The 18,594-nt window shown below is 71.2% G+C and carries 21 protein-coding genes; 10 read left to right on the plus strand and 11 right to left on the minus strand.

Annotation, left to right across the window (positions count from 1 at the left end; genetic code table 11):
* The first annotated feature begins 172 nt into the window (after positions 1 to 172).
* The 5 genes from ACZ7L1_RS25665 (at position 173) to ACZ7L1_RS25685 (ending at position 5,153) form a co-directional block, all read left to right on the plus strand.
* Positions 173 to 1,108 carry a cellulose-binding protein gene (locus ACZ7L1_RS25665; protein ID WP_471440363.1) on the plus strand — a complete coding sequence of 312 codons (936 nt, stop codon included), beginning with the start codon at positions 173 to 175 and terminating at the stop codon, positions 1,106 to 1,108.
* An 86-nt stretch (positions 1,109 to 1,194) separates the two neighbouring features.
* Entirely contained in the window at positions 1,195 to 2,145 is a 951-nt protein-coding gene (locus ACZ7L1_RS25670) for an ABC transporter ATP-binding protein (protein ID WP_471440364.1), read from the plus strand.
* A gap of 2 nt (positions 2,146 to 2,147) precedes the next feature.
* On the plus strand, positions 2,148 to 2,936 hold the full coding sequence (locus ACZ7L1_RS25675; protein ID WP_471440365.1) for an ABC transporter permease: 789 nt from the start codon (positions 2,148 to 2,150) through the stop codon (positions 2,934 to 2,936).
* Between the two features lie 112 nt (positions 2,937 to 3,048).
* Positions 3,049 to 4,287 carry an ABC transporter ATP-binding protein gene (locus tag ACZ7L1_RS25680; RefSeq protein ID WP_471440366.1) on the plus strand — a complete coding sequence of 413 codons (1,239 nt, stop codon included), beginning with the start codon at positions 3,049 to 3,051 and terminating at the stop codon, positions 4,285 to 4,287.
* Positions 4,284 to 5,153 (plus strand): ABC transporter permease, encoded by an 870-nt coding sequence (locus tag ACZ7L1_RS25685; protein WP_471440367.1) that lies wholly within the window; start codon positions 4,284 to 4,286, stop codon positions 5,151 to 5,153. The genes ACZ7L1_RS25680 and ACZ7L1_RS25685 overlap by 4 nt, the downstream gene beginning before the upstream one ends.
* A 5-nt stretch (positions 5,154 to 5,158) precedes the next feature.
* Here the strand turns inward: ACZ7L1_RS25685 and ACZ7L1_RS25690 are convergent, their stop codons facing one another.
* Positions 5,159 to 5,488: an ATP/GTP-binding protein gene (locus ACZ7L1_RS25690; RefSeq protein ID WP_471440368.1), complete on the minus strand. Its 330-nt coding sequence runs from the start codon at positions 5,486 to 5,488 to the stop codon at positions 5,159 to 5,161.
* A gap of 219 nt (positions 5,489 to 5,707) precedes the next feature.
* Between ACZ7L1_RS25690 and ACZ7L1_RS25695 the strand changes: the two genes are divergently transcribed.
* On the plus strand, positions 5,708 to 6,736 hold the full coding sequence (locus ACZ7L1_RS25695) for an LLM class flavin-dependent oxidoreductase (protein WP_471440369.1): 1,029 nt from the start codon (positions 5,708 to 5,710) through the stop codon (positions 6,734 to 6,736).
* Positions 6,737 to 6,858: 122 nt separating this feature from the next.
* Here the strand turns inward: ACZ7L1_RS25695 and ACZ7L1_RS25700 are convergent, their stop codons facing one another.
* A complete protein-coding gene (locus ACZ7L1_RS25700) occupies positions 6,859 to 7,251 on the minus strand; it encodes an SCO5389 family protein (RefSeq protein WP_263232122.1) in 393 nt (130 codons plus the stop codon).
* Between the two features lie 281 nt (positions 7,252 to 7,532).
* Between ACZ7L1_RS25700 and nucS the strand changes: the two genes are divergently transcribed.
* Positions 7,533 to 8,204, plus strand: a complete 672-nt coding sequence (gene nucS, locus ACZ7L1_RS25705; protein ID WP_103838620.1) for an endonuclease NucS — start codon at positions 7,533 to 7,535, stop codon at positions 8,202 to 8,204.
* Between the two features lie 75 nt (positions 8,205 to 8,279).
* On the opposite strand, the gene ACZ7L1_RS25710 is transcribed toward nucS, so the two are convergent.
* The 4 genes from ACZ7L1_RS25710 to ACZ7L1_RS25725 form a co-directional block, all read right to left on the minus strand.
* Positions 8,280 to 10,748, minus strand: a complete 2,469-nt coding sequence (locus ACZ7L1_RS25710; RefSeq protein ID WP_471440370.1) for an ATP-binding protein — start codon at positions 10,746 to 10,748, stop codon at positions 8,280 to 8,282.
* Positions 10,749 to 11,038: 290 nt separating this feature from the next.
* On the minus strand, positions 11,039 to 11,362 hold the full coding sequence (locus ACZ7L1_RS25715; RefSeq protein WP_103838618.1) for an STAS domain-containing protein: 324 nt from the start codon (positions 11,360 to 11,362) through the stop codon (positions 11,039 to 11,041).
* A gap of 145 nt (positions 11,363 to 11,507) precedes the next feature.
* Entirely contained in the window at positions 11,508 to 12,356 is an 849-nt protein-coding gene (locus ACZ7L1_RS25720) for a 3-hydroxyacyl-CoA dehydrogenase family protein (RefSeq protein ID WP_471440371.1), read from the minus strand.
* Positions 12,357 to 12,477: 121 nt separating this feature from the next.
* Positions 12,478 to 13,119, minus strand: coding sequence for a TetR/AcrR family transcriptional regulator (locus tag ACZ7L1_RS25725; protein WP_471440372.1), 642 nt, complete (start codon positions 13,117 to 13,119; stop codon positions 12,478 to 12,480).
* Positions 13,120 to 13,198: 79 nt separating this feature from the next.
* Between ACZ7L1_RS25725 and ACZ7L1_RS25730 the strand changes: the two genes are divergently transcribed.
* The 3 genes from ACZ7L1_RS25730 to ACZ7L1_RS25740 are packed head-to-tail and all read left to right on the plus strand — an operon-like array spanning position 13,199 to position 15,328.
* Complete coding sequence (locus ACZ7L1_RS25730) at positions 13,199 to 13,981, plus strand: ABC transporter ATP-binding protein (RefSeq protein WP_471440373.1); 783 nt, start codon at positions 13,199 to 13,201, stop codon at positions 13,979 to 13,981.
* 11 nt (positions 13,982 to 13,992) lie between these two features.
* Positions 13,993 to 14,742 (plus strand): ABC transporter permease, encoded by a 750-nt coding sequence (locus ACZ7L1_RS25735; RefSeq protein ID WP_471440374.1) that lies wholly within the window; start codon positions 13,993 to 13,995, stop codon positions 14,740 to 14,742.
* A 13-nt stretch (positions 14,743 to 14,755) separates the two neighbouring features.
* Positions 14,756 to 15,328, plus strand: coding sequence for a cob(I)yrinic acid a,c-diamide adenosyltransferase (locus tag ACZ7L1_RS25740; RefSeq protein WP_471440375.1), 573 nt, complete (start codon positions 14,756 to 14,758; stop codon positions 15,326 to 15,328).
* Positions 15,329 to 15,385: 57 nt separating this feature from the next.
* Here ACZ7L1_RS25740 and ACZ7L1_RS25745 read toward each other — a convergent pair whose 3' ends face one another.
* The 5 genes from ACZ7L1_RS25745 to ACZ7L1_RS25765 all read right to left on the minus strand — a co-directional run bounded on the left by ACZ7L1_RS25745 (position 15,386) and on the right by ACZ7L1_RS25765 (position 18,567).
* A complete protein-coding gene (locus ACZ7L1_RS25745) occupies positions 15,386 to 15,631 on the minus strand; it encodes a hypothetical protein (protein ID WP_471440376.1) in 246 nt (81 codons plus the stop codon).
* Complete coding sequence (locus tag ACZ7L1_RS25750) at positions 15,631 to 16,056, minus strand: hypothetical protein (protein ID WP_471440377.1); 426 nt, start codon at positions 16,054 to 16,056, stop codon at positions 15,631 to 15,633. The genes ACZ7L1_RS25745 and ACZ7L1_RS25750 overlap by 1 nt, the downstream gene beginning before the upstream one ends.
* A 49-nt stretch (positions 16,057 to 16,105) precedes the next feature.
* A complete protein-coding gene (locus ACZ7L1_RS25755) occupies positions 16,106 to 17,569 on the minus strand; it encodes a sensor histidine kinase (protein ID WP_471440378.1) in 1,464 nt (487 codons plus the stop codon).
* A complete protein-coding gene (locus tag ACZ7L1_RS25760; protein WP_471440379.1) occupies positions 17,566 to 18,255 on the minus strand; it encodes a response regulator transcription factor in 690 nt (229 codons plus the stop codon). The genes ACZ7L1_RS25755 and ACZ7L1_RS25760 overlap by 4 nt, the downstream gene beginning before the upstream one ends.
* 84 nt (positions 18,256 to 18,339) lie before the next feature.
* On the minus strand, positions 18,340 to 18,567 hold the full coding sequence (locus ACZ7L1_RS25765; protein WP_471440445.1) for a type II toxin-antitoxin system RelE family toxin: 228 nt from the start codon (positions 18,565 to 18,567) through the stop codon (positions 18,340 to 18,342).
* Between the last annotated feature and the right edge of the window lie 27 nt (positions 18,568 to 18,594).

Here is an 18,594-nt window from a genome sequence, read left to right on the forward strand (position 1 = left end):
CCGTTCTATGCTTGCCGGGGCGCTTCGTACAGCTCCTGGCAAGCCCCCCGGCAGCTCAGCCACCCAAAAGGAGTGTCATTCTCCAGATCAAACACGCATCCGCTCGATGACACGCCGCTTTGCGCCCTAGGATTCCCCTATCACCTCACCGGTCTCATTCGACAGGAACCCCATGAGCGACACTTCCCCCTACGGCTTCGAGCTTGTGCGGCGTGGGTACGACCGCGCTCAGGTGGACGAACGAATCTCCAAGCTCGTCTCCGACCGTGACAGTGCTCTCGCCCGCATCACCGCCCTGGAGAAGCGCATCGAGGAGCTCCACCTCGAGACGCAGAACGCCCAGGCCGCCGTCAGCGACGCGGAGCCGTCCTACGCGGGTCTCGGCGCGCGCGTCGAGAAGATCCTCCGCCTCGCCGAGGAAGAGGCCAAGGACCTGCGCGAGGAGGCCCGTCGCGCCGCCGAGCAGCACCGCGAACTCGCGGAGTCGGCCGCCCAGCAGGTGCGCAACGACGCGGAGTCGTTCGCCTCGGACCGCAAGGCGAAGGCGGAGGACGAGGGCCTCCGGATCGTCGAGAAGGCCAAGAGCGACGCGGCCCAGCTGCGCGCCGAGGCGCAGAAGGACGCCCAGTCCAAGCGTGAGGAGGCGGACGCCCTCTTCGAGGAGACCCGCGCCAAGGCCGCGCAGGCCGCCGCCGACTTCGAGACGAACCTCGCCAAGCGGCGTGAGCAGTCCGAGCGCGACCTGGCCTCCCGTCAGGCCAAGGCGGAGAAGCGCCTCGCGGAGATCGAGCACCGGGCCGAGCAGCTGCGCCTGGAGGCGGAGAAGCTGCGCACGGACGCCGACCGCCGCGCCCGCCAGACGGTGGAGACGGCGCAGCGCCAGGCCGAGGACATCGTCGCGGACGCGAACGCCAAGGCCGACCGCATCCGCTCCGAATCCGAGCGCGAGCTCGCGGCGCTGACGAACCGTCGCGACTCCATCAACGCCCAGCTCACCAACGTCCGCGAGATGCTGGCGACGCTCACGGGCGCCGCGGTCGCCGCGACCGGCACGCCGGCCGAGGACGAGCCGATCTCGCGCGGGGTCCCGGCGCAGCAGTCCCGGTAACACCGGGACGTACGGCGTCTGAACATCCGAGAAGCCCTCCGCCACTCAAGTGGCGGGGGGCTTTGCGCCGTTTTAGCGTGGGCCGCATGATCGAGCTCGAGGGGCTGACGAAGCGGTACGGCGACAAAGTGGCGGTCGACGGCCTCACGTTCACCGTCAGACCGGGCGTCGTCACCGGCTTCCTCGGCCCGAACGGCGCCGGGAAGTCCACCACCATGCGGATGGTGCTCGGGCTCGACCACCCCACCGCGGGTGACGTCCGTATCGACGGCAGGCACTACGAGCAGCTCAAGAACCCCCTGCGGTCCATCGGCGCCCTGCTCGACGCGAAGGCCGTGCACGGCGGGCGCAGCGCCTGGAACCATCTGCTGTGCCTGGCGCAGAGCAACGGCATCCCCACCGCCCGGGTGCACGAGGTCCTGGACACGGTGGGCCTGACGTCCGTGGCCCGCAAGAAGGCCAAGGGCTTCTCGCTCGGCATGGCCCAGCGGCTCGGCATCGCGGCGGCCCTGCTCGGCGATCCGCAGATCCTGATGTTCGACGAGCCGGTCAACGGTCTCGACCCCGAGGGCATCCACTGGATCCGGACCCTGATGAAATCGCTGGCGGCGCAGGGACGGACGGTGTTCGTCTCCAGCCACCTGATGAGCGAGATGGCGCTGACCGCCGACCATCTGGTGGTCATCGGCCAGGGCCGGCTGCTCGCCGACACCTCCATGGCCGACTTCATCCGGCGCAACTCGCGTGCCTATGTGCGCATTCGTTCCCCGCAGCGCGAGCGGCTGCTCGACATCCTGCACGAGGCGGGCATCACGGTCGTCGAGACGGGCAGCGGCGCGCTGGAGGTGGACGGCGGCAAGGCCGAGCTGATCGGCGAACTGGCGGCCCGGCACCACATCGTGCTGCACGAGCTGAGCACCCGGCAGGCGTCGCTGGAGGAGGCGTTCATGCAACTGACGGCCGCGTCGGTGGAGTACCACGCCCGCGCGGACGCGCCCGCCGGGCAGTGGGGCACCGGCTGGAAGAAGGGAGCCTGACCATGGCGGCCACCGAGGTCCAGGTCCGGGTACAGGTCCTCCGGTCCGAGTGGACCAAGATCCGGTCGGTGGCGTCCACCGTGTGGACGCTGTCCGTCGCGCTGGTCGTCACCGTCGCCCTCGGGATGCTGATCTCGGCGCTGACGCGCAACGAGTTCGACGGCATGAGCCCGCGGGAGCGGCTCACCTTCGACCCGACGTTCATCAGCTTCGCCGGGATGAGCCTCGGTCAGCTCGCGGTGATCGCGTTCGGGGTGCTGGTCGTGTCGAACGAGTACAGCACCGGCATGATCCGCACCTCGCTCGCGGCGGTCCCCCAGCGCGGCACCTTCCTGTCCGTCAAGATCGCGGTGGCGACCGCGCTCGCCCTCGCCGTCGGCCTGGTCACCGCTTTCGCCGCCTTCTTCCTCGGCCAGGCGATGCTCGGCCCGCACCGGGCGTCGATCGGCGACCCCGGGGTGCTGCGCGCGGTCATCGGTGCGGGGCTGTACATGACGCTCATCGCGGTGTTCTCGATGGGGGTCGCCACGATGCTGCGCTCGCCGATGCTGTCGCTCGGGATCCTGATGCCGTTCTTCTTCCTGATCTCGAACATCCTGGGCCATGTCTCCGCGACGAAGAAGATCGGCCGCTTCCTGCCGGACCAGGCCGGCAGCAGAATCATGCAGGTCGTCCCCACGGCCGGCGACGACACCCCGTACGGGCCCTGGGGCGGCCTCGGGATCATGGCACTGTGGGTGATCGCGGCGCTCGCCGGCGGCCATGTCCTGCTCAAACGGCGCGACGCCTGACCGCGGGTGGTTTTACCTGCCCTTGGGCGGAACCGTCAGCGCCCCGATATCCTCCTAACCCTTACGGGGGGCGTGCGCCCCGCTGTCCTGAACCTTGCGATGGGTGCGGAGCATGATCGAGGCAGTCGGCCTGACCAAGCGCTACGGCGACAAGACCGCTGTGTACAACCTCTCCTTCCAGGTGCGTCCGGGAGCCGTCACCGGCTTCCTCGGGCCGAACGGCTCGGGCAAGTCGACGACCATGCGGATGATCCTCGGCCTGGACAACCCGACCTCGGGGACGGTGACGATCGGCGGCTACCCGTACCGCAAGCTGCCCAACGCGCCCCGCCAGGTCGGCGCCCTGCTCGACGCCAAGGCCGTGCACGGCGGCCGGGCCGCCCGCAACCACCTGCTGTCCCTCGCCCAGCTCTCCGGCATCCCGGCCCGCCGCGTGGACGAGGTACTGGCCGTCGTGGGCCTGCAGGAGGTGGCCGGGAAACGGTCCAAGGGCTTCTCGCTGGGCATGGGCCAGCGGCTCGGCATCGCCGCCGCGCTCCTCGGTGACCCTCAGGTGCTGCTGTTCGACGAACCGGTCAACGGCCTCGACCCCGAGGGCATCCTGTGGGTCCGCAACCTGATGAAGTCCCTCGCGGCCGAGGGCCGTACGGTCTTCGTCTCCTCGCACCTGATGAGCGAGATGGCGCTCACCGCCGACCACCTGATCGTGATCGGGCGCGGGCAGCTGCTCGCCGACATGAGCGTCAAGGACTTCATCTCCGCCAACTCCGCCGACTTCGCCCGCGTCCGTACCCCCGACCCCGAGCCGCAGCAGCGGGAGAAGCTGACGGCCGCGCTCACCGAGGCGGGCGGGCACGTGCTGCCCGAACAGGACGGCGCCCTGCGGGTCACCGGGCTGCCGCTGCCCCGCATCAGCGACATCGCGCACGACACCGACGTACGCCTGTGGGAACTGTCGCCGCACCAGGCCTCGCTCGAGGAGGCGTACATGCGGATGACGCAGGGAGCCGTCGACTACCGCTCGAGCATCGACCAGAAGGCGGGCCTGATGCAGCCGCTGCCGCCCGGCGTCCAGCCGCCGGTCCCGGTGCCGGGCCAGGGCCAGCCGGGCTGGTACGCCCCACCGCCGCCGCAGCAGGGCGGACAGCCGTTCTCCCTGCCGGGGCAGCCCGGGCAGCCGCCCACGGGGCCGTACACCGCCCCGGCCGCACCGCCCGCCGGGCAGCAGGCGAACCCCTATGCGCAGCCGGCGCCCCAGAACCAGGCACCGGCCCCCGCCGCGCAGGCACCCGCCGCCGACGCCCCCGCCACCGCCGCTGCCGACCCGACCAAGTCCGAGGACGCCCGATGAGCACGCCCCAGCCCTCCATGCCGCAGGCCGCGCCCACCTGGCAGGCGGCGCCCGGTTCCGCGTACCCCTCCTACACCTCGCCGATCCCGGTCGTGCGCACCCACCTCGGACACGCCATCGCCTCGGAGTGGACGAAGATCAGGTCGGTGCGCTCCACGATGTGGACGCTGGGTGTCTTCCTGGTCCTCATGATCGGCATCGGGACGCTGTTCGCCGCCATCGCCGCCGCGTCCGACGCCCGCCTCGAGGGCAACTCACCGCTGGGCCTCGGGATCGGCGGAATCCTGACCGGCAGCATCTGCATCATCACGCTCGGCGTGCTGACCACCGCCTCCGAGTACGGCACCGGGATGATCCGGACGACCATGACCGCGTGCCCGAGCCGGACCAGGGTGCTGCTGGCGAAGGCGATCGTCTTCTTCGCCGTGGCGTTCGTGATCACGACGGTGTCCGCGCTGCTCGTCGGCATCATCCAGACCGCCATGCTGAAGAGCTACGGCCTGGCCCAGCCCACCGGCACGGAATGGCTGAAGGGAACGGTCGGCATCGGCCTGTACGTGGCGCTGCTCGGCCTGCTCTCCCTGTTCGTGGGCTCCGTCATCCGGCACTCGGCGGGTGCCATCACCATCATGATCGGCCTGGTGCTCGCCCCGCTGGTCATCGCGATGTTCCTGTTCTCGGAGTCGATGCGGGGCCTGCAGAGGTTCCTGCTGGAGTACTCGATCCCGAGCCAGCTCAGCGCCCTGTACGGGGAATCCCTGGGCGGCTCGGGCCCCACGGGCTGGGAGCCGGTGTGGATCGTCCTCGGACTCGCGGCGGTCGCCTTCGCCGGCGCCTGGCTGCTGCTGGAGCGGCGGGACGTGTAGACCCCTCAGTACTTCGGCGCGTTACGGGACCGCTGCACCCGCGTGGTGCGGCGGTCCTTCGCGTTCCAGCAGGACTTGTGCCAGTGCCGGCGTTCGCCCACCCCCGCGAACTCGGGCCAGGCCACCACGTGCGGGACGCCGGAGGAGATCACCTGGTCGCATCCGGGGCACCGGTAGGTCTTGCCCTCGGCGCTCGCGCCCGCCACATGGCGCACGCTCCACCCCTCGCCCTGCCAGCTCTCGGTGGACTGCCAGCCGCCGTACCGCTCCCTGTCGTCGTCCGCGCTCCGGCCGGACGAGCCTGGGCCCTTGGGTCGGTTGCGACGCGGGGACACGGGACACCTCACAGGGCTATACAGGGAGCACGGGCCGTATCCAGCCTACGCGGCGCCGACTGGGGTACGCGTCCCTCATCGGCTCCGCGGACCCCCTCCCATCGGCCTATTCGGCAGACAATCCGCAAATCTCTCCGCCGACCCGTGACTTGGGCACATGTCAGGCAGTTATGCCCCGTGGGGGAGCTCCGCGTCGGAGCCAGGAAAGCAGGAAGTGCGATGCGCGTTGGAAGTTTTGTACTGGCGGCCCAGTTTCCGGGACAGGGCCAGGGGGAGGCGCTGCACCGCGCGGTGCGGTCGGCCGAGGCCGCCGAGGAGGCGGGCCTGGACACGGTGTGGCTGGCCGAGCACCACTTCGTGCCGTACGGGACCTGCCCGTCGGCGATCACGCTGGCTGCCCTCCTGCTGGGCCGCACCCGCCGGATCCGGGTCGGCACGGCGGTGAGCGTCCTGCCCACCGCGCACCCGGTCGCACTCGGCGAGCAGGCCGCGCTGCTGCACATCACCTCCGGCGGGCGGTTCTCGCTCGGCGTGGGGCGCGGCGGACCGTGGGTGGACCTGGAGGTGTTCGGAGCGGGGCTGAAGGCGTACGAGACGGGCTTCCCGGAATCACTCGATCTGCTGGTGCGCTGGCTGCGCGAACCGTCCGTCGCCGCCGCGGGGGAACGATTCACCTTCCGTGAAGTCCCGGTCGTCCCGCGTCCCTCGGAGTCGCTCACGGACGCAGAGGGCCCGGAGGTCGTCGTCGCGTGCACCTCTCCGGCGAGCGTGCGGCTGGCGGCCGAGCGGGGGCTGCCGATGCTGCTCGGCATGCATGTGGGGGACGAGGAGAAGGCGGACATGGTCGCCCTGTGGCGAAGTCACGCGCAGGCGGCCGGAGTCGACGGGGACGCGATCGCCGGCGCCGGTCATGTCTCGGCCGGTGTCTGCCAGATCGCCGACCGGCGCACCGACGCCGTCGAGGCGCTGACGAAGGCGATGCCAGGCTGGCTGAAACAGGGGCTCGACGCGCATATGACGGTGGACGGGCGGGCCCGCTCGATGCGGGACCCGCTCGCGTACACCGAACTGCTCTGCGGGCTGCACCCGGTGGGCACCCCGCGGCTGTGCGCCGACCGGCTCGCGGCGACCTCCGAGCGGACCGGCATCACACGCTTCGCGCTGCTCGTCGAGGGCTCCGGCGACCTTGCGGCGACGGTGGAGAACGTCCGCAGGCTGGGCGCCGAGGTACTCCCCCACCTCCGCTGAACCCACCGGGCGGGTCATGGGATGCGGGAGCTTACCGCTTTCGTACACACGCGGGAGCTTGCCGCTCCGCACCCGATGCCCTTCCTGCGTACGGAGCGGCAAGCCGTACGACTCTGCGGGTCTCAGCAGTCGCGCAGCTCCGGTGACTGGTTGAGGAGCTGACTGCGGACCGAGGTGAAGCGGGCCAGCGTGTCGTCCACCGAGGAGTCCAGCGGGAACACCGCCACTCGGTGGCAGTTCTGGAACGCCAGGCGCACTCCGAAGTGCCGCTGCAGCGCGCCGCGTATCGCGTCACTCGCGAGCGCGCGCAGCAGCTGTCCACGTGCCTGCTCGTCCGGCGGGGGCGTCTGGTTGTCGGCGAAGTCACCGCCGTCCACCTTCAGCTGGGCCACCAGGGAGCTGATCATCTCCCACGCGTAGGGCAGGGAGGTCCGGACGCAGTCGACGAAGTCCGCTTCGTCGACCTCGCCTCGCTCGGCCTGTTCGAGTAGGGCCGGTGAGACGTCGAGCGACATGGGTTCTCCTCTCGCACCCCGAGACAACAGGGGTTGATGGACAGGTAAGGGAGTTCGCGATATCGAACACGCTGAGTACACAACCCGCGACCTCCCGTTTACTACGGTAGGCAACCGCCGATGGCGGCACCAGGAAAATGCGAACACAGCGAAATCCCACTGGGCACACAACCAGCCATTGCCGAACGGGGGCATCTCGGGAAAAACGGAGGAGCCCCGGGGGCAGGCCGACTCAAGGTCGAATCGCGTGCGGACGGGCGCGTCGAGTAGCGTTGCCGACCATGCGTCTCGTCATTGCCCGGTGCTCAGTCGACTACGCGGGCCGTCTCACCGCCCACCTCCCCTCCGCTCCTCGCCTGATCCTGGTGAAGGCGGACGGAAGCGTCTCGATCCACGCGGACGACCGTGCCTACAAGCCCCTCAACTGGATGTCGCCGCCCTGCACGCTGAAGGAGGGTTCGGGCGACGAGGAGGGCGTGTGGACCGTGATCAACAAGACGGGCGAGAAACTGATCATCACGATGGAGGAGATCCTCCACGACTCCTCGCACGAACTCGGCGTCGACCCGGGGCTGATCAAGGACGGCGTGGAAGCGCACCTTCAGGAACTGCTCGCCGACCGGATCGAGACCCTCGGTGAGGGCTACACGCTGATCCGCCGGGAGTACATGACGGCGATCGGGCCGGTGGACATCCTGTGCCGGGACGCCGAGGGGCAGACCGTGGCGGTGGAGATCAAACGGCGCGGCGAGATCGACGGCGTGGAACAGCTCACGCGCTACCTGGAGCTCCTGAACCGCGACCCGCACCTCGCGCCGGTGCGCGGCATCTTCGCGGCCCAGGAGATCAAGCCGCAGGCCCGCGTGCTGGCCACCGACCGCGGGATCAGTTGTGCGGTGCTGGACTACGACGCCCTGAGGGGCATCGAGGACGACAAGCTCCGCTTGTTCTGACGGGCGGTTCGTGCGGAAGGTACGACAGAGGGCCGGGTCCGGAGACGGACGCGGCCCTCTTGCGTCGGCAGGGTGCTACATCACCGGGCCCGTGCTGCTCGGGGTGCCGGAGCCGGTGGTGGCGGGGGCGCTTGCCGAACTGCTTGTTGTGGTGGGGGCGCTGGACGAAGGGCCGCTCGCCGAGTTGGAGGTGCTCGGCGTGCTCGCGGTAGGCGTCGGGGACGTGGTCGGCCCGGTGTCCGTGGGCGCCGGAGAGGTCGGGGTGGGGCTCGACGGCTTCGTGGGCGGCGTCCACGGCTTCGTAGACGACGTGGAAGGTGGCTTCGACGGCGACTTCGAAGGAGTCGACCCGTGCGTACCCGTGGGATTGCCCGACGGCACGTCACCGGTGCTGCCCGGCGTCGGGGTGCCCGTGGTACCGGGCGTACCGGTCCCGGCGGGGGCCTTTACCGTCGCCGCGCCCACCGAGCCCGAACCGCCCGTGCCGCCCGAGCCGCTGTCCCCCGCCTTGTTCGCGCCCAAGCCTCCGCCGTCCGTGCCCTGGCTTGCCGAAGGGCCCACGCGGACCTGGTCCGCCGGGGCCTTGCCGTCGTTGTTCGACGTCATGCCGAGCGTCACGACCGTGCCGAGCACCGCGACCAGCGCCGCGCCCGCGCCCGCTGCCACCAGGTTGCGCCGGGTGCCCTTGGTCACGCCTCGCAGACCGCCGGACGGGCGGGCCGGCGCCTGCTGGGTGAGCAGCGTCCCCATGTCGTCGGAGGGCGTGGGCACCAGGAAGCCGGTCGGCGGCGTCGGTTCCGCGGGCGGCTCCACACCGGGCGGCGTCTCACCGGACCGGTCGGCGACCAGGGCAAGGGCGCGCCGCCCCGCGACCGTGCCGCGCTTGTCGGCGAGGGCACCGCGCAGCCCGATGGACGCCTCCAACTCGGCCCGGGCCCGATCGAGCTGTCCGCCGCAGAGCGCGAGGATGCCCAGCTCGTGGTGGAAGTAGGCCTGCTCCCCGACCTCACCTGCCAGCCGGGACGCCTCCGCGCCGGAGCGCAGTGCCCGCTCCCAGGCGCCCCAGTGCAGCCCCGCGGCCAGGGCGGGCGCCGCCTGCCGGGCCAGTAGCACCGCCGCGCTGTGCTCGCCCTCGGCGGGCGGGGTGGTGATGGGTACGAGGGCGCTCAGCGCGGCCAGGATGGCGTCGGCCTCCGCGGACACCCTCTCGGGTGTGACCGAGGGGTGCCCGGCCCACCAGGAGTAGTGCTGGGCGGCCTTGAGCGCGTAATCCTCGGCGCCGGTCGCGTATCCTGCGGCCTCCATCTGGGTCAGCACTCCGGCCGCGAGCCGGTAGCGGGAGCCGACCGGGGAGACCAGGGCGCAGCCGACGAGTTCGGCGAGCGCCGCGTCCGCGTGGGTGTCGTCGACGAGGGCCGGCAGATGCGTCTGGTGCGGCACCTCCCCGCCGAGCGCGACCGCGAACTTGAGCGTCTCGCGCGCCGAGGCGCTGAGCCGGGAGGCGAGCAGCGGGGCGGGCGCGGCGGCCTCGGCGAGCGACGGCAGCGGCACGTCACGGCCGTCCTCGGCGTCGAAGGGCGCGTCGACGGGGACGTCGACGTCCTGGAAGACGCCGAACTCGTCGACGGCTTCCTCGTCGGCCCGCTGCCGGTCGCGCTGCCTGAGCAGCGCCCCGGCCTGCACGAAGCGCAGCGGCAGTCCCTCGGACTCGAACCACAGGTCGCCCGCCCAGTTCACCTCTTCCTCGGTGAGGTCGCGGCCGACGGCGTGTTCGAGGAGTTCCAGGCCCCCGGCGCGGGCGAGTCCGCCGAGGAAGACCTCTTCCACGTGCGAGGCGGCGGAGGGCGCGGGCACGTCGGGCGTGGCGGAGAGCAGGAACGCGCACTCGGGTGTGGCGTCCAGCAGCTCGTCGAGCGCGCTGCCGCCGAACTCCAGGTCGTCCAGGACGACGACGGCGCCGATCTCGCGGACGTACTCGAGCAGCTCTTCCCGGTCGGGCCGGTGCCGAGGCGCCTTGTGGACGGCGGCGAAGAGGTCGTACAGCAGGTCCCCGGTGGTGCGCCGGTAGCCGGTCAGGCGTACGACGCCGTCGGGCGCGAGATCCGCGCAGTCCTCGGCGACCACGTCGAGGAGCGTGGTGCGGCCGGAGCCGGAGGGTCCGGTGAGCCGGACCGAGCGGCCGCGGGCGAGCAGCCGCACCAGCCGCTCGCGCTCCTCCTGGCGCTCGAGCAGCGGCAGCCGCGCCTGCGAGGGCCCGGCCGGTACGGGCGGCCTGGAGGCGCGCTCGCGGCCGCCGCGCTCGTCGGCGGTGTACTTGGCCGGGCGCGCGGGGCGCTCCCCGGGCGGGCAGACCTCGATCTCGCTGCCGTCGACGGGGTTGACGGTGAGCAGGAAGTCGCCCGTCACGAGCTGGACGGTACGGGCGAGTGCCGGTGCCGGCTGCCCGAAGTCGGGTGTGATGGGGTCCCGCGGCGGTCGTCGGCCCGGCGCCTCGGCGGCGCCGTCCCGGCCGTACTGCTCGGGTCCCGGGTTGTTCGGGTCCATAGCTCCAAGCCCCCCAAAAGCGTCGTGTGCCTGAGCCCCTCCCGGCCTTGCCGCACACTGCGCTGTCGCTTCTGGTCCGGTGCCCGCTCGAGGGCCTGAGGGCGGCGGGCAGCCGAACCCTAAACCTTCGGTCAGTATCTCCGACAGGGCGGGGTACCGCGCCGTCCGAGACGTCACAGTCTCGTGAGGATTGCGCACGACGCACGTTTCGTCGGCGTTCACCCCTGGGGGCCGATCTCCGGGTCACCCGCGTCGCGCCGGCGAAACCCGTGCCGTCGGGTCACCGCCGGTCAGACCCGGGGCAGTGACTCCACCCCGATGCCGCCCTCGATGGCCAGGATCCGGTGCAGCCGGGTGGCCACCAGCAGGCGCTGCATCTGCGGCGGTACACCGCGCAGCACCAGCCGCCGGCCGCACCGCCCGGCCCGCCGATGGGCTCCCATGATCACCCCGAGCCCGGTGGCGTCCCAGGAGTCCAGTTCGGACAGGTCGAGCACCAGGTCGCCGACGCCGTCGTCGACGGCCGAGTGCAGGACCGTACGGGCGTCCGCCGCGCTGTGGACGTCGAGGCGGCCCCCGACGACCAGCTCGGCGTGGTCGCCCCTGATGTGCATATGCGCTCCCCGAGAGTGCGTCGCTGTGTACTCCGCGTTGTGGTTGTGCAACGTCTGACTGCCTGGAGAGCGGCCAGGTTGCCGATCGTTGGCGAACCGATACCGAATTCACCCGGGAGGGTGAGCTCCGAGGGGGCCCGCGGTGTCAGTACGTGTAGAAGCCCTGCCCGCTCTTGCGGCCGATGTCACCCGCGTCAACCATCCGGCGCATCAGCTCGGGCGGAGCGAACTTCTCGTCCTGGGTCTCGGTGTAGATGTTGCTGGTGGCGTGCAGCAGGATGTCGACGCCGGTGAGGTCGGCGGTGGCCAGGGGTCCCATGGCGTGGCCGAAGCCCAGCTTGCAGGCGAGGTCGATGTCCTCGGCGGTGGCCACGCCCGATTCGTACAGCTTGGTGGCCTCGACGACGAGTGCCGAGATGAGACGGGTCGTCACGAAACCGGCGACGTCGCGGTTGACGACGATACAGGTCTTGCCGACGGACTCCGCGAACTGGCGGGCGGTGGCCAGGGTTTGGTCGCTCGTCTTGTAGCCGCGGACGAGTTCGACGAGCTGCATCATCGGAACAGGCGAGAAGAAGTGCACGCCGACGACGCGCTCCGGGTGCTCGGTGGCCGCCGCGATCTTGGTGATCGGGATGGCGGAGGTGTTGGACGCGAGCACGGTGTCCTCGCGTACGAGCTTGTCGAGCGTCCGGAAGATCTCGTGCTTGACCTCGAGCTTCTCGAAGACGGCCTCGATGACGACGTCCGCGTCGGCGGCGGCGTCGAGGTCGGTGGTCGCCGTGATGCGGGCGAGCGCCGCGTCGGCGTCGTGCGCCTCCAGCCTGCCCTTGCTCACGAACTTGTCGTACGACGCCTTGATGGCGTCCGTGCCACGGTTCAGCGCCTCGTCCGTGACGTCCCTGAGGACGACGTCCCAGCCTGCCTGGGCCGATACCTGGGCAATACCGGAACCCATGAGACCGGCCCCGATGACGGCAAGCTTCCGTGCCACTGTGCGACTCCCCTGACGCGCCTTTATGCCTCTCGGGCGGACACTAGCGCCCGTGAGGGCCGGTGTGACCGGTTAGTAACGCGCGTCACGTCTCAAATGACGGACGTCACATCGGCACGGGTCATTCCGGGGCACGGACGGCGTACTTGAGCACCTTCTCGCTCAACAGCTCCTCCATCTCGTCGAGAAGCACGAGCACCTCGCGTGACACTTCGTCCGGGTTGCGCCCGGCCATCATCTCCCGGCCGATGACGGCCATGACCGTCTGGTGGACCCAGTTGATCTGACCGGCGATCAGGGTGGGCAGCGGGTCGCCGGGGTCGGCGCCGGTCTCCTCGCGCAGGGTGGCTTCGAGGTTGTCGAGGACCTCCTGACCGATGGCCCACAGGCGGGACCGGAGAGCCGGGGCGTCGTGAATGACCCTCATGAAGCGGTCATATCCCTCCATCAGCCCCAATCGCGGCGACACCGCCGTGAGCTCGTCACGCAGTTCGCGCAGGACGGCAGCGGCGGCCGACTCCCCCTTCTCACGCCCGCGCACCCAGCCGGCCAGGCGGTCCACCACCCCCTTGGAGCGGTCGAGGAAGAGGTCCTCCTTCGCGGGGAAGTAGTTGTAGACGGTGTTGACGGAGACGTCCGCCGCTTCCGCGACCTCCGCGACCGTCACCGCGTCGAAGCCGCGCTCCAGGAACAGGCCCGTGGCGACATCGGAGATGTACTGCCGGGTCTGCCGCTTCTTCCGCTCCCTGAGCCCCTCTGCCATGCCTCGATCCTAACTTCGCTGGGGCATCTTGAATCTTGGGGTCATTGCAAACTTTCAGAGATTCTGTTTTTCTGGATCCATGACCATCATCAGTACGGCCGGTCTGGCCCGTACCTTCCAGTCCAAACGCGGCCCGGTGGAGGCGGTGCGGGGAATCGACCTCACCGTGCGGGAGGGCGAGATCCTCGGCTTTCTCGGCCCGAACGGCGCGGGGAAGACCACGACGCTGCGGATGCTGACGACTCTTCTGAAGCCCACCGGCGGTGCAGCGACCGTCGCCGGCTGCGACCTGGCCACGGACCCCGTCGGAGTGCGCGGGGCCTGTGGCTATGTGGCGCAGTCCGGCGGCGTGGATCCGCAGATCACCGCGCGGGAGGAGCTGGTCACCCAGGGCCGCTTCTATCGCCTGACGAGACATGAGGCTCTGCAGCGGGCCGAGGAGTTGGCCCATGACCTGGACCTCACAGAACTGCTCGACCGCAGGACGGGCGCGCTCTCGGGCGGCCAGCGACGCCGCCTCGACATAGCGATGGCGCTCGCCCACCGCCCGAAGGTGCTCTTCCTCGACGAGCCGACCACGGGCCTGGACCCCGGAAGCCGTGCCGACTTGTGGGACCTGATCCGCCGGCTGCGCGACGAGCACGGCACCACCGTCTTCCTGACCACCCACTACCTGGACGAGGCCGACGCGCTCTCCGACCGGCTCGTGATCGTCGACAGGGGCGTCGTCGTGGCGGAGGGCACACCGGGCGCGCTCAAGCTCCGGTACGCGGGCTCGATCGACGCCTCCCTCCAGGACGCCTTCCTCGCCATCACCGGCCGCGGCCCCGCACCGGCCGACGCCGCCCCCGTAGCCGTATAGGACATACACCGATGCTCCTCCACGACACCGCGCTGATCTACGGCCGCTATCTGCGCCAGTCCCTGCGCTCCCGCTTCGCGCTGCTGTTCGGCGTGCTGATGCCGCTGCTGTACCTGCTCTTCTTCGGCCCGCTCCTGACGGACCTGCCGCTCGGCTCGCGCGGCAGCTCCTGGCAGGTCCTCGTGCCCGGGCTGCTGCTCCAACTGGGCCTGTACGGAGCAGCGTTCGCGGGCTTCACGATCATCATCGAGAAGAACCAGGGGGTGGTCGAGCGCATGCGGGTCACCCCCACGAGCCGACTCGCCCTGCTGCTCGGCCGGGTGCTGCGGGACGCGACGGTCTTCGTGTCCCAGGCCGTCCTGCTGGTCCTCGCGGCGGTGGCGATGGGCCTCAGGGCCCCGCTGCCCGGCGTCCTGATCGGCTTCGCGTTCGTCGCGCTGCTCACGGTCGCGCTCGCCTCGCTGTCGTACGCGCTGGCGATGAACGTCCGCTCACCGCAGGAGTTCGGGCCCCTCATCAACGCGACGACCATGCCGTCCATGCTCCTTTCGGGTCTGATGCTGCCGATGTCCCTGGCCCCCGGCTGGCTGGACGTGCTCTCCCACTTCATGCCGCTGCGTTATCTGGTGGACGCGGTGCGGGACGCGTACGTCGGCTCCTACGCGACGGCGCACATGCTCTACGGCGCCCTGGTGGCCGTCGGCCTCACGGTGGTCGCCGTGACGGTGGGCACACGGGTGTTCCGGACGGCCGGGGCGTAACTACGCTGGTCGCATGGTCAATCTCACGCGCATCTACACGCGGACCGGCGACAAGGGCACCACGCACCTCGGGGACATGAGCCGGGTGCCGAAGACCGACCTGCGGATCGCCGCGTACGCGGACGCCAACGAGGCGAACGCGGTGATCGGCACCGCGATCGCGCTGGGCGACCTCGACGAGGAGGTCGTGAAGGTCCTCACCCGCGTGCAGAACGACCTGTTCGACGTGGGCGCGGACCTGTCGACGCCGGTGGTCGAGAACCCGGAGTTCGCGCCGCTGAGGGTGGAGCAGTTCTACATCGACCGGCTGGAGGAGGACTGCGACCGCTTCCTGGCCGACCTGGAGAAGCTGCGCTCGTTCATCCTGCCCGGCGGCACCCCCGGCGCGGCCCTGCTGCACCATGCGTGCACGGTCGTACGGCGCGCCGAGCGCTCCACCTGGGCGGCGCTGGAGGTCCACGGCGAGGTGATGAACCCCCTGACGGCCACGTATCTCAACCGGCTCTCGGACCTGCTGTTCATTCTCGCCCGGTACGCGAACAAGGAGACCGGGGACGTGCTGTGGGTGCCGGGCGGCGAACGCTGATCCCGACGCCCCTTCGGCCGTGCCGGGTGGGAGCGCTGGGCCTGCGCCCCCACCCGCTCAGCGGCCGGTGCCGTCCTGGACCGCGTCCCGGTCCGCCTGCGCGAGCGCGGACTCCGCGGCGGCCACCTTCTTCTGCATGTCCGCGAACCCGGACGGGGCTGCGGACAGGGCAGCGGACGGCGTCGCCGACGGGCCACCGGCCGACGCCGGCGTGGCCGCCGTGCCGTGGTCCCGCGCGCAGCCCGCGGTGAGGCCCACGAGCAGGACCACCACGGGGACGGCCGCCCGCAGCGCGCGACGCATCAGCTCGCCGCCTTGCCGTTGCCGTGGTCCGCGCACCACGTCCTCACCCCGGCCAGGTCCTTCTGCCGCTGCTGCAGCGTGGTCACCAGCGACTTGCGGAAGGTGAGCCGGTCCTGGAGATAGGTCGCGATCTCCTCGTGCCCCGCCTTCTTCGCGTCGTCCACGCGCTGCTGCAGCCGGGCGACGGAACCGCGCACGTCGGCGCCGTCCTCCAGCCGCTTCAACGCGCGGTCGATGCGCCGGTTGATCTTCGGCAGCCGCTTGCACAGCGCCTTCGCCCCATCGCCCTTGGGCGCCGCCTTGCCCGTGTGCGGGGACGCGGGCGTGGGTGACGTCTCCGCCACGGCAGCCCCGGTCCCGCTCAACACCAGCACGGCCGTGGCCAGACCCGCGAGCAGGGTGCGCCGTCGTCGTCGTGCGTCCATGTCCTCCTCCGTTCCCGGACGGCCCGTCGTCCGTCCGACGCCGCGGAGGCTAGGAGCCGTCTTTGTGGGAACTCTGTGACCGGTTTGCCCCTGCTGTACCGATCAGCCAGTCCCGCCGATCGGGCAGCGCCCCGCCCGCCCTGGGCAGCCGTACCTCGAAGCGCGCCCCCGCCCCGTCCGGGCCGTCCGTCACCGTGACGCTCCCCCGGTGCAGCGCCGCCTGCTGCGCGACCAGGGTGAGGCCGAGCCCGGAGCCGGTACTGTCCGGCCCCCGCTCGAACCGTTCGAAGATCCGGGCGCGGGACTCGGGTGGGACCCCGGGCCCCTGGTCGTCCACCGTGATCATCACCTGCTGCCCGTCTTCCCGTGCACCGACCGTCACGGCCGCCCTGCCCTGCCCGTCCCGTCCGTGGGCCAGCGCGTTGGCGAGCAGGTTGTCGAGCAGCAGCCGCAGTCCGGGCTCCCAGCCCTGCACGGTGAGCCCCGGCTGCGTGCTCGACGTGATGCGGGCGTCCGGGGCGCGGCGGCGCGCCTCGGCGACCGCCGCGTCCACGGCCTCCGTCACGTCGACCGTGCGGAACGCCTCCGCCTCCACCAGGTCCCCGCGCCCCAGCTCGCGCAGCATCACCAGCAGTCCGAGCAGCCTGGCGTGCTCACGGCGCAGGTCGGTGAGGACCTCGGTGCGGTCCGGCTCGGGCAGGTCGGGGTGGTCGGCGAGGATGTCGAGGTTGGTGCCCATGCTCATCAGCGGGGTGCGCAGTTCGTGCGAGGCGGCGGCGGAGAAGGAGCGGGCGGTGTCCAGCGCCTCGGCCGTGCGGGCGGCCTGTTCGTCGTAGCGGGCGAGGACCGTGCGCAGGGTGGCCGCGAGTTCGTCGACCTCCTTCACGCCGGTCGGCTCATGGCGCAGCCGGGTGGTGCTGGTGCGCGGGTCGAGGCCCGCGGTGCGGCGGCCGAGGCGGCGCAGCGGCCCGGTGGCGCCGGTGGCGAGGCCCCAGGCGAGCAGGCCGGACAGGGGCGCGGCGAGCAGGGCGGTCATGACGACGCGGTGCCGGACGAGGCGGAGTTGGGTGCGGTCGGCGGTGTCGGGCTGGAAGACCCACAGGGTGCCGGAGACCTGGGGGCCCTCGATCGGTTCGGACAGGGCCCGCCAGCTGCGCCCGGCGTCCCTGACGGTGACCGGCGCGGTGGCCTCGGCCGGCAGGGCGACCGAGGTGTCGGGCTGGGGCCCGCCGCTGAAGGTGGCGTCCGGTCCGACGACGCGTACGCCGACGTCGAGGGCGGCGGTGTAGAGCCGGCGTTCCCGGGTGTCGGCGGCCTTGGGCCGGCCGGCGGCGGTCGCGCGCAGCAGGGAGCGCGCGTCCGGGGCGACGGCGGCGGCCCTGGCGCGCAGATGCCGGTCCTCCTCCTGGTGCAGGTCGCGTGCGACCAGGCGCAGCAGCAGCCAGCCGGAGGCCAGCACGAGGAGCGGGACGGTGAGTCCCACGGCGAGTCCGATGCGGGTGGAGAGTCTCACGGCTGTTCCCTCAGCACGAAGCCCACCCCGCGTACGGTGTGGACGAGCCGCGGCCGCCCCTCCGCCTCCAGCTTGCGCCGCAGATAGCTGACGAAGGTGTCGACGGCGTCGGTGCGGACGTCGAAGTCGTAACCCCATACGCGTTCCAGGAGCTGGTCGCGGGTGAGGACGAGGCCGGTGTTGCGGGCGAGCACCTCGAGGAGTTCGAACTCGCGCCGGGTCAGCTCCAGGGGGCGGCCGTCGCGGTGGGCGGTGCGGGCCGCCGGGTCGATCACCAGGCCGGCCACGCGCAGCACGTCCCGGTCGGCGGGCGGGCGGCGGCGCAGCAGGGCGCGCAGCCTGAGGACGAGCTCCTGCAGGGCGAAGGGTTTGACGAGGTAGTCGTCGCCGCCCGCCTGCAGACCGGCTATGCGGTCGGCGGTCTCGTCGAGTGCGGAGAGCATGAGGACGGGCAGGTCCTGGCCGTCGTCGCGGAGCCGGGTGCACACCTCGATGCCGCTCATACCGGGCATCGACACATCGAGGACCAGAACGTCGGGGGGCGCGTCCCGGACGACGGCGAGCGCCTCCGCCCCGCCCTCGGCGGTCCGCACCCGGAAACCGCTGAGCCTGAGGCCGCGCTCCAGCGAACGGCGGATGGCCGCGTCGTCGTCCACGACCAGCACCGCCCCGACCGCGTCACTCATACGCCCTCCCTGGACCGCCTGTCGCGGGGTCAGCGTACGGCGCGGCGTCGGACGGGTGGCAGTGGTGTCCGGGGCCTGCCGGCTTCAGAGCCGGCGGTAGATCTCCCGACGATGTCCCACTTCGACGACGAGGATGACGAGGATGACGAGCCTGCCGTCATCGATCATGTAGGCGATCCGGTACGCACCCACCCGGAGCCGGTACAGGTCGTCGTGCCCGGACGACTTCTTCACGTCCGCGTCCTCGCGGTAGGGGTCGTCGCCGAGGGCCCATTCTTGTGTACACGGGACGATGACGAGGTCGCCGTACATCGAAAGATGCAGTGCGGGACCCTTCCC

It is taken from the genome of Streptomyces sp. NPDC107546, from assembly GCF_055639175.1.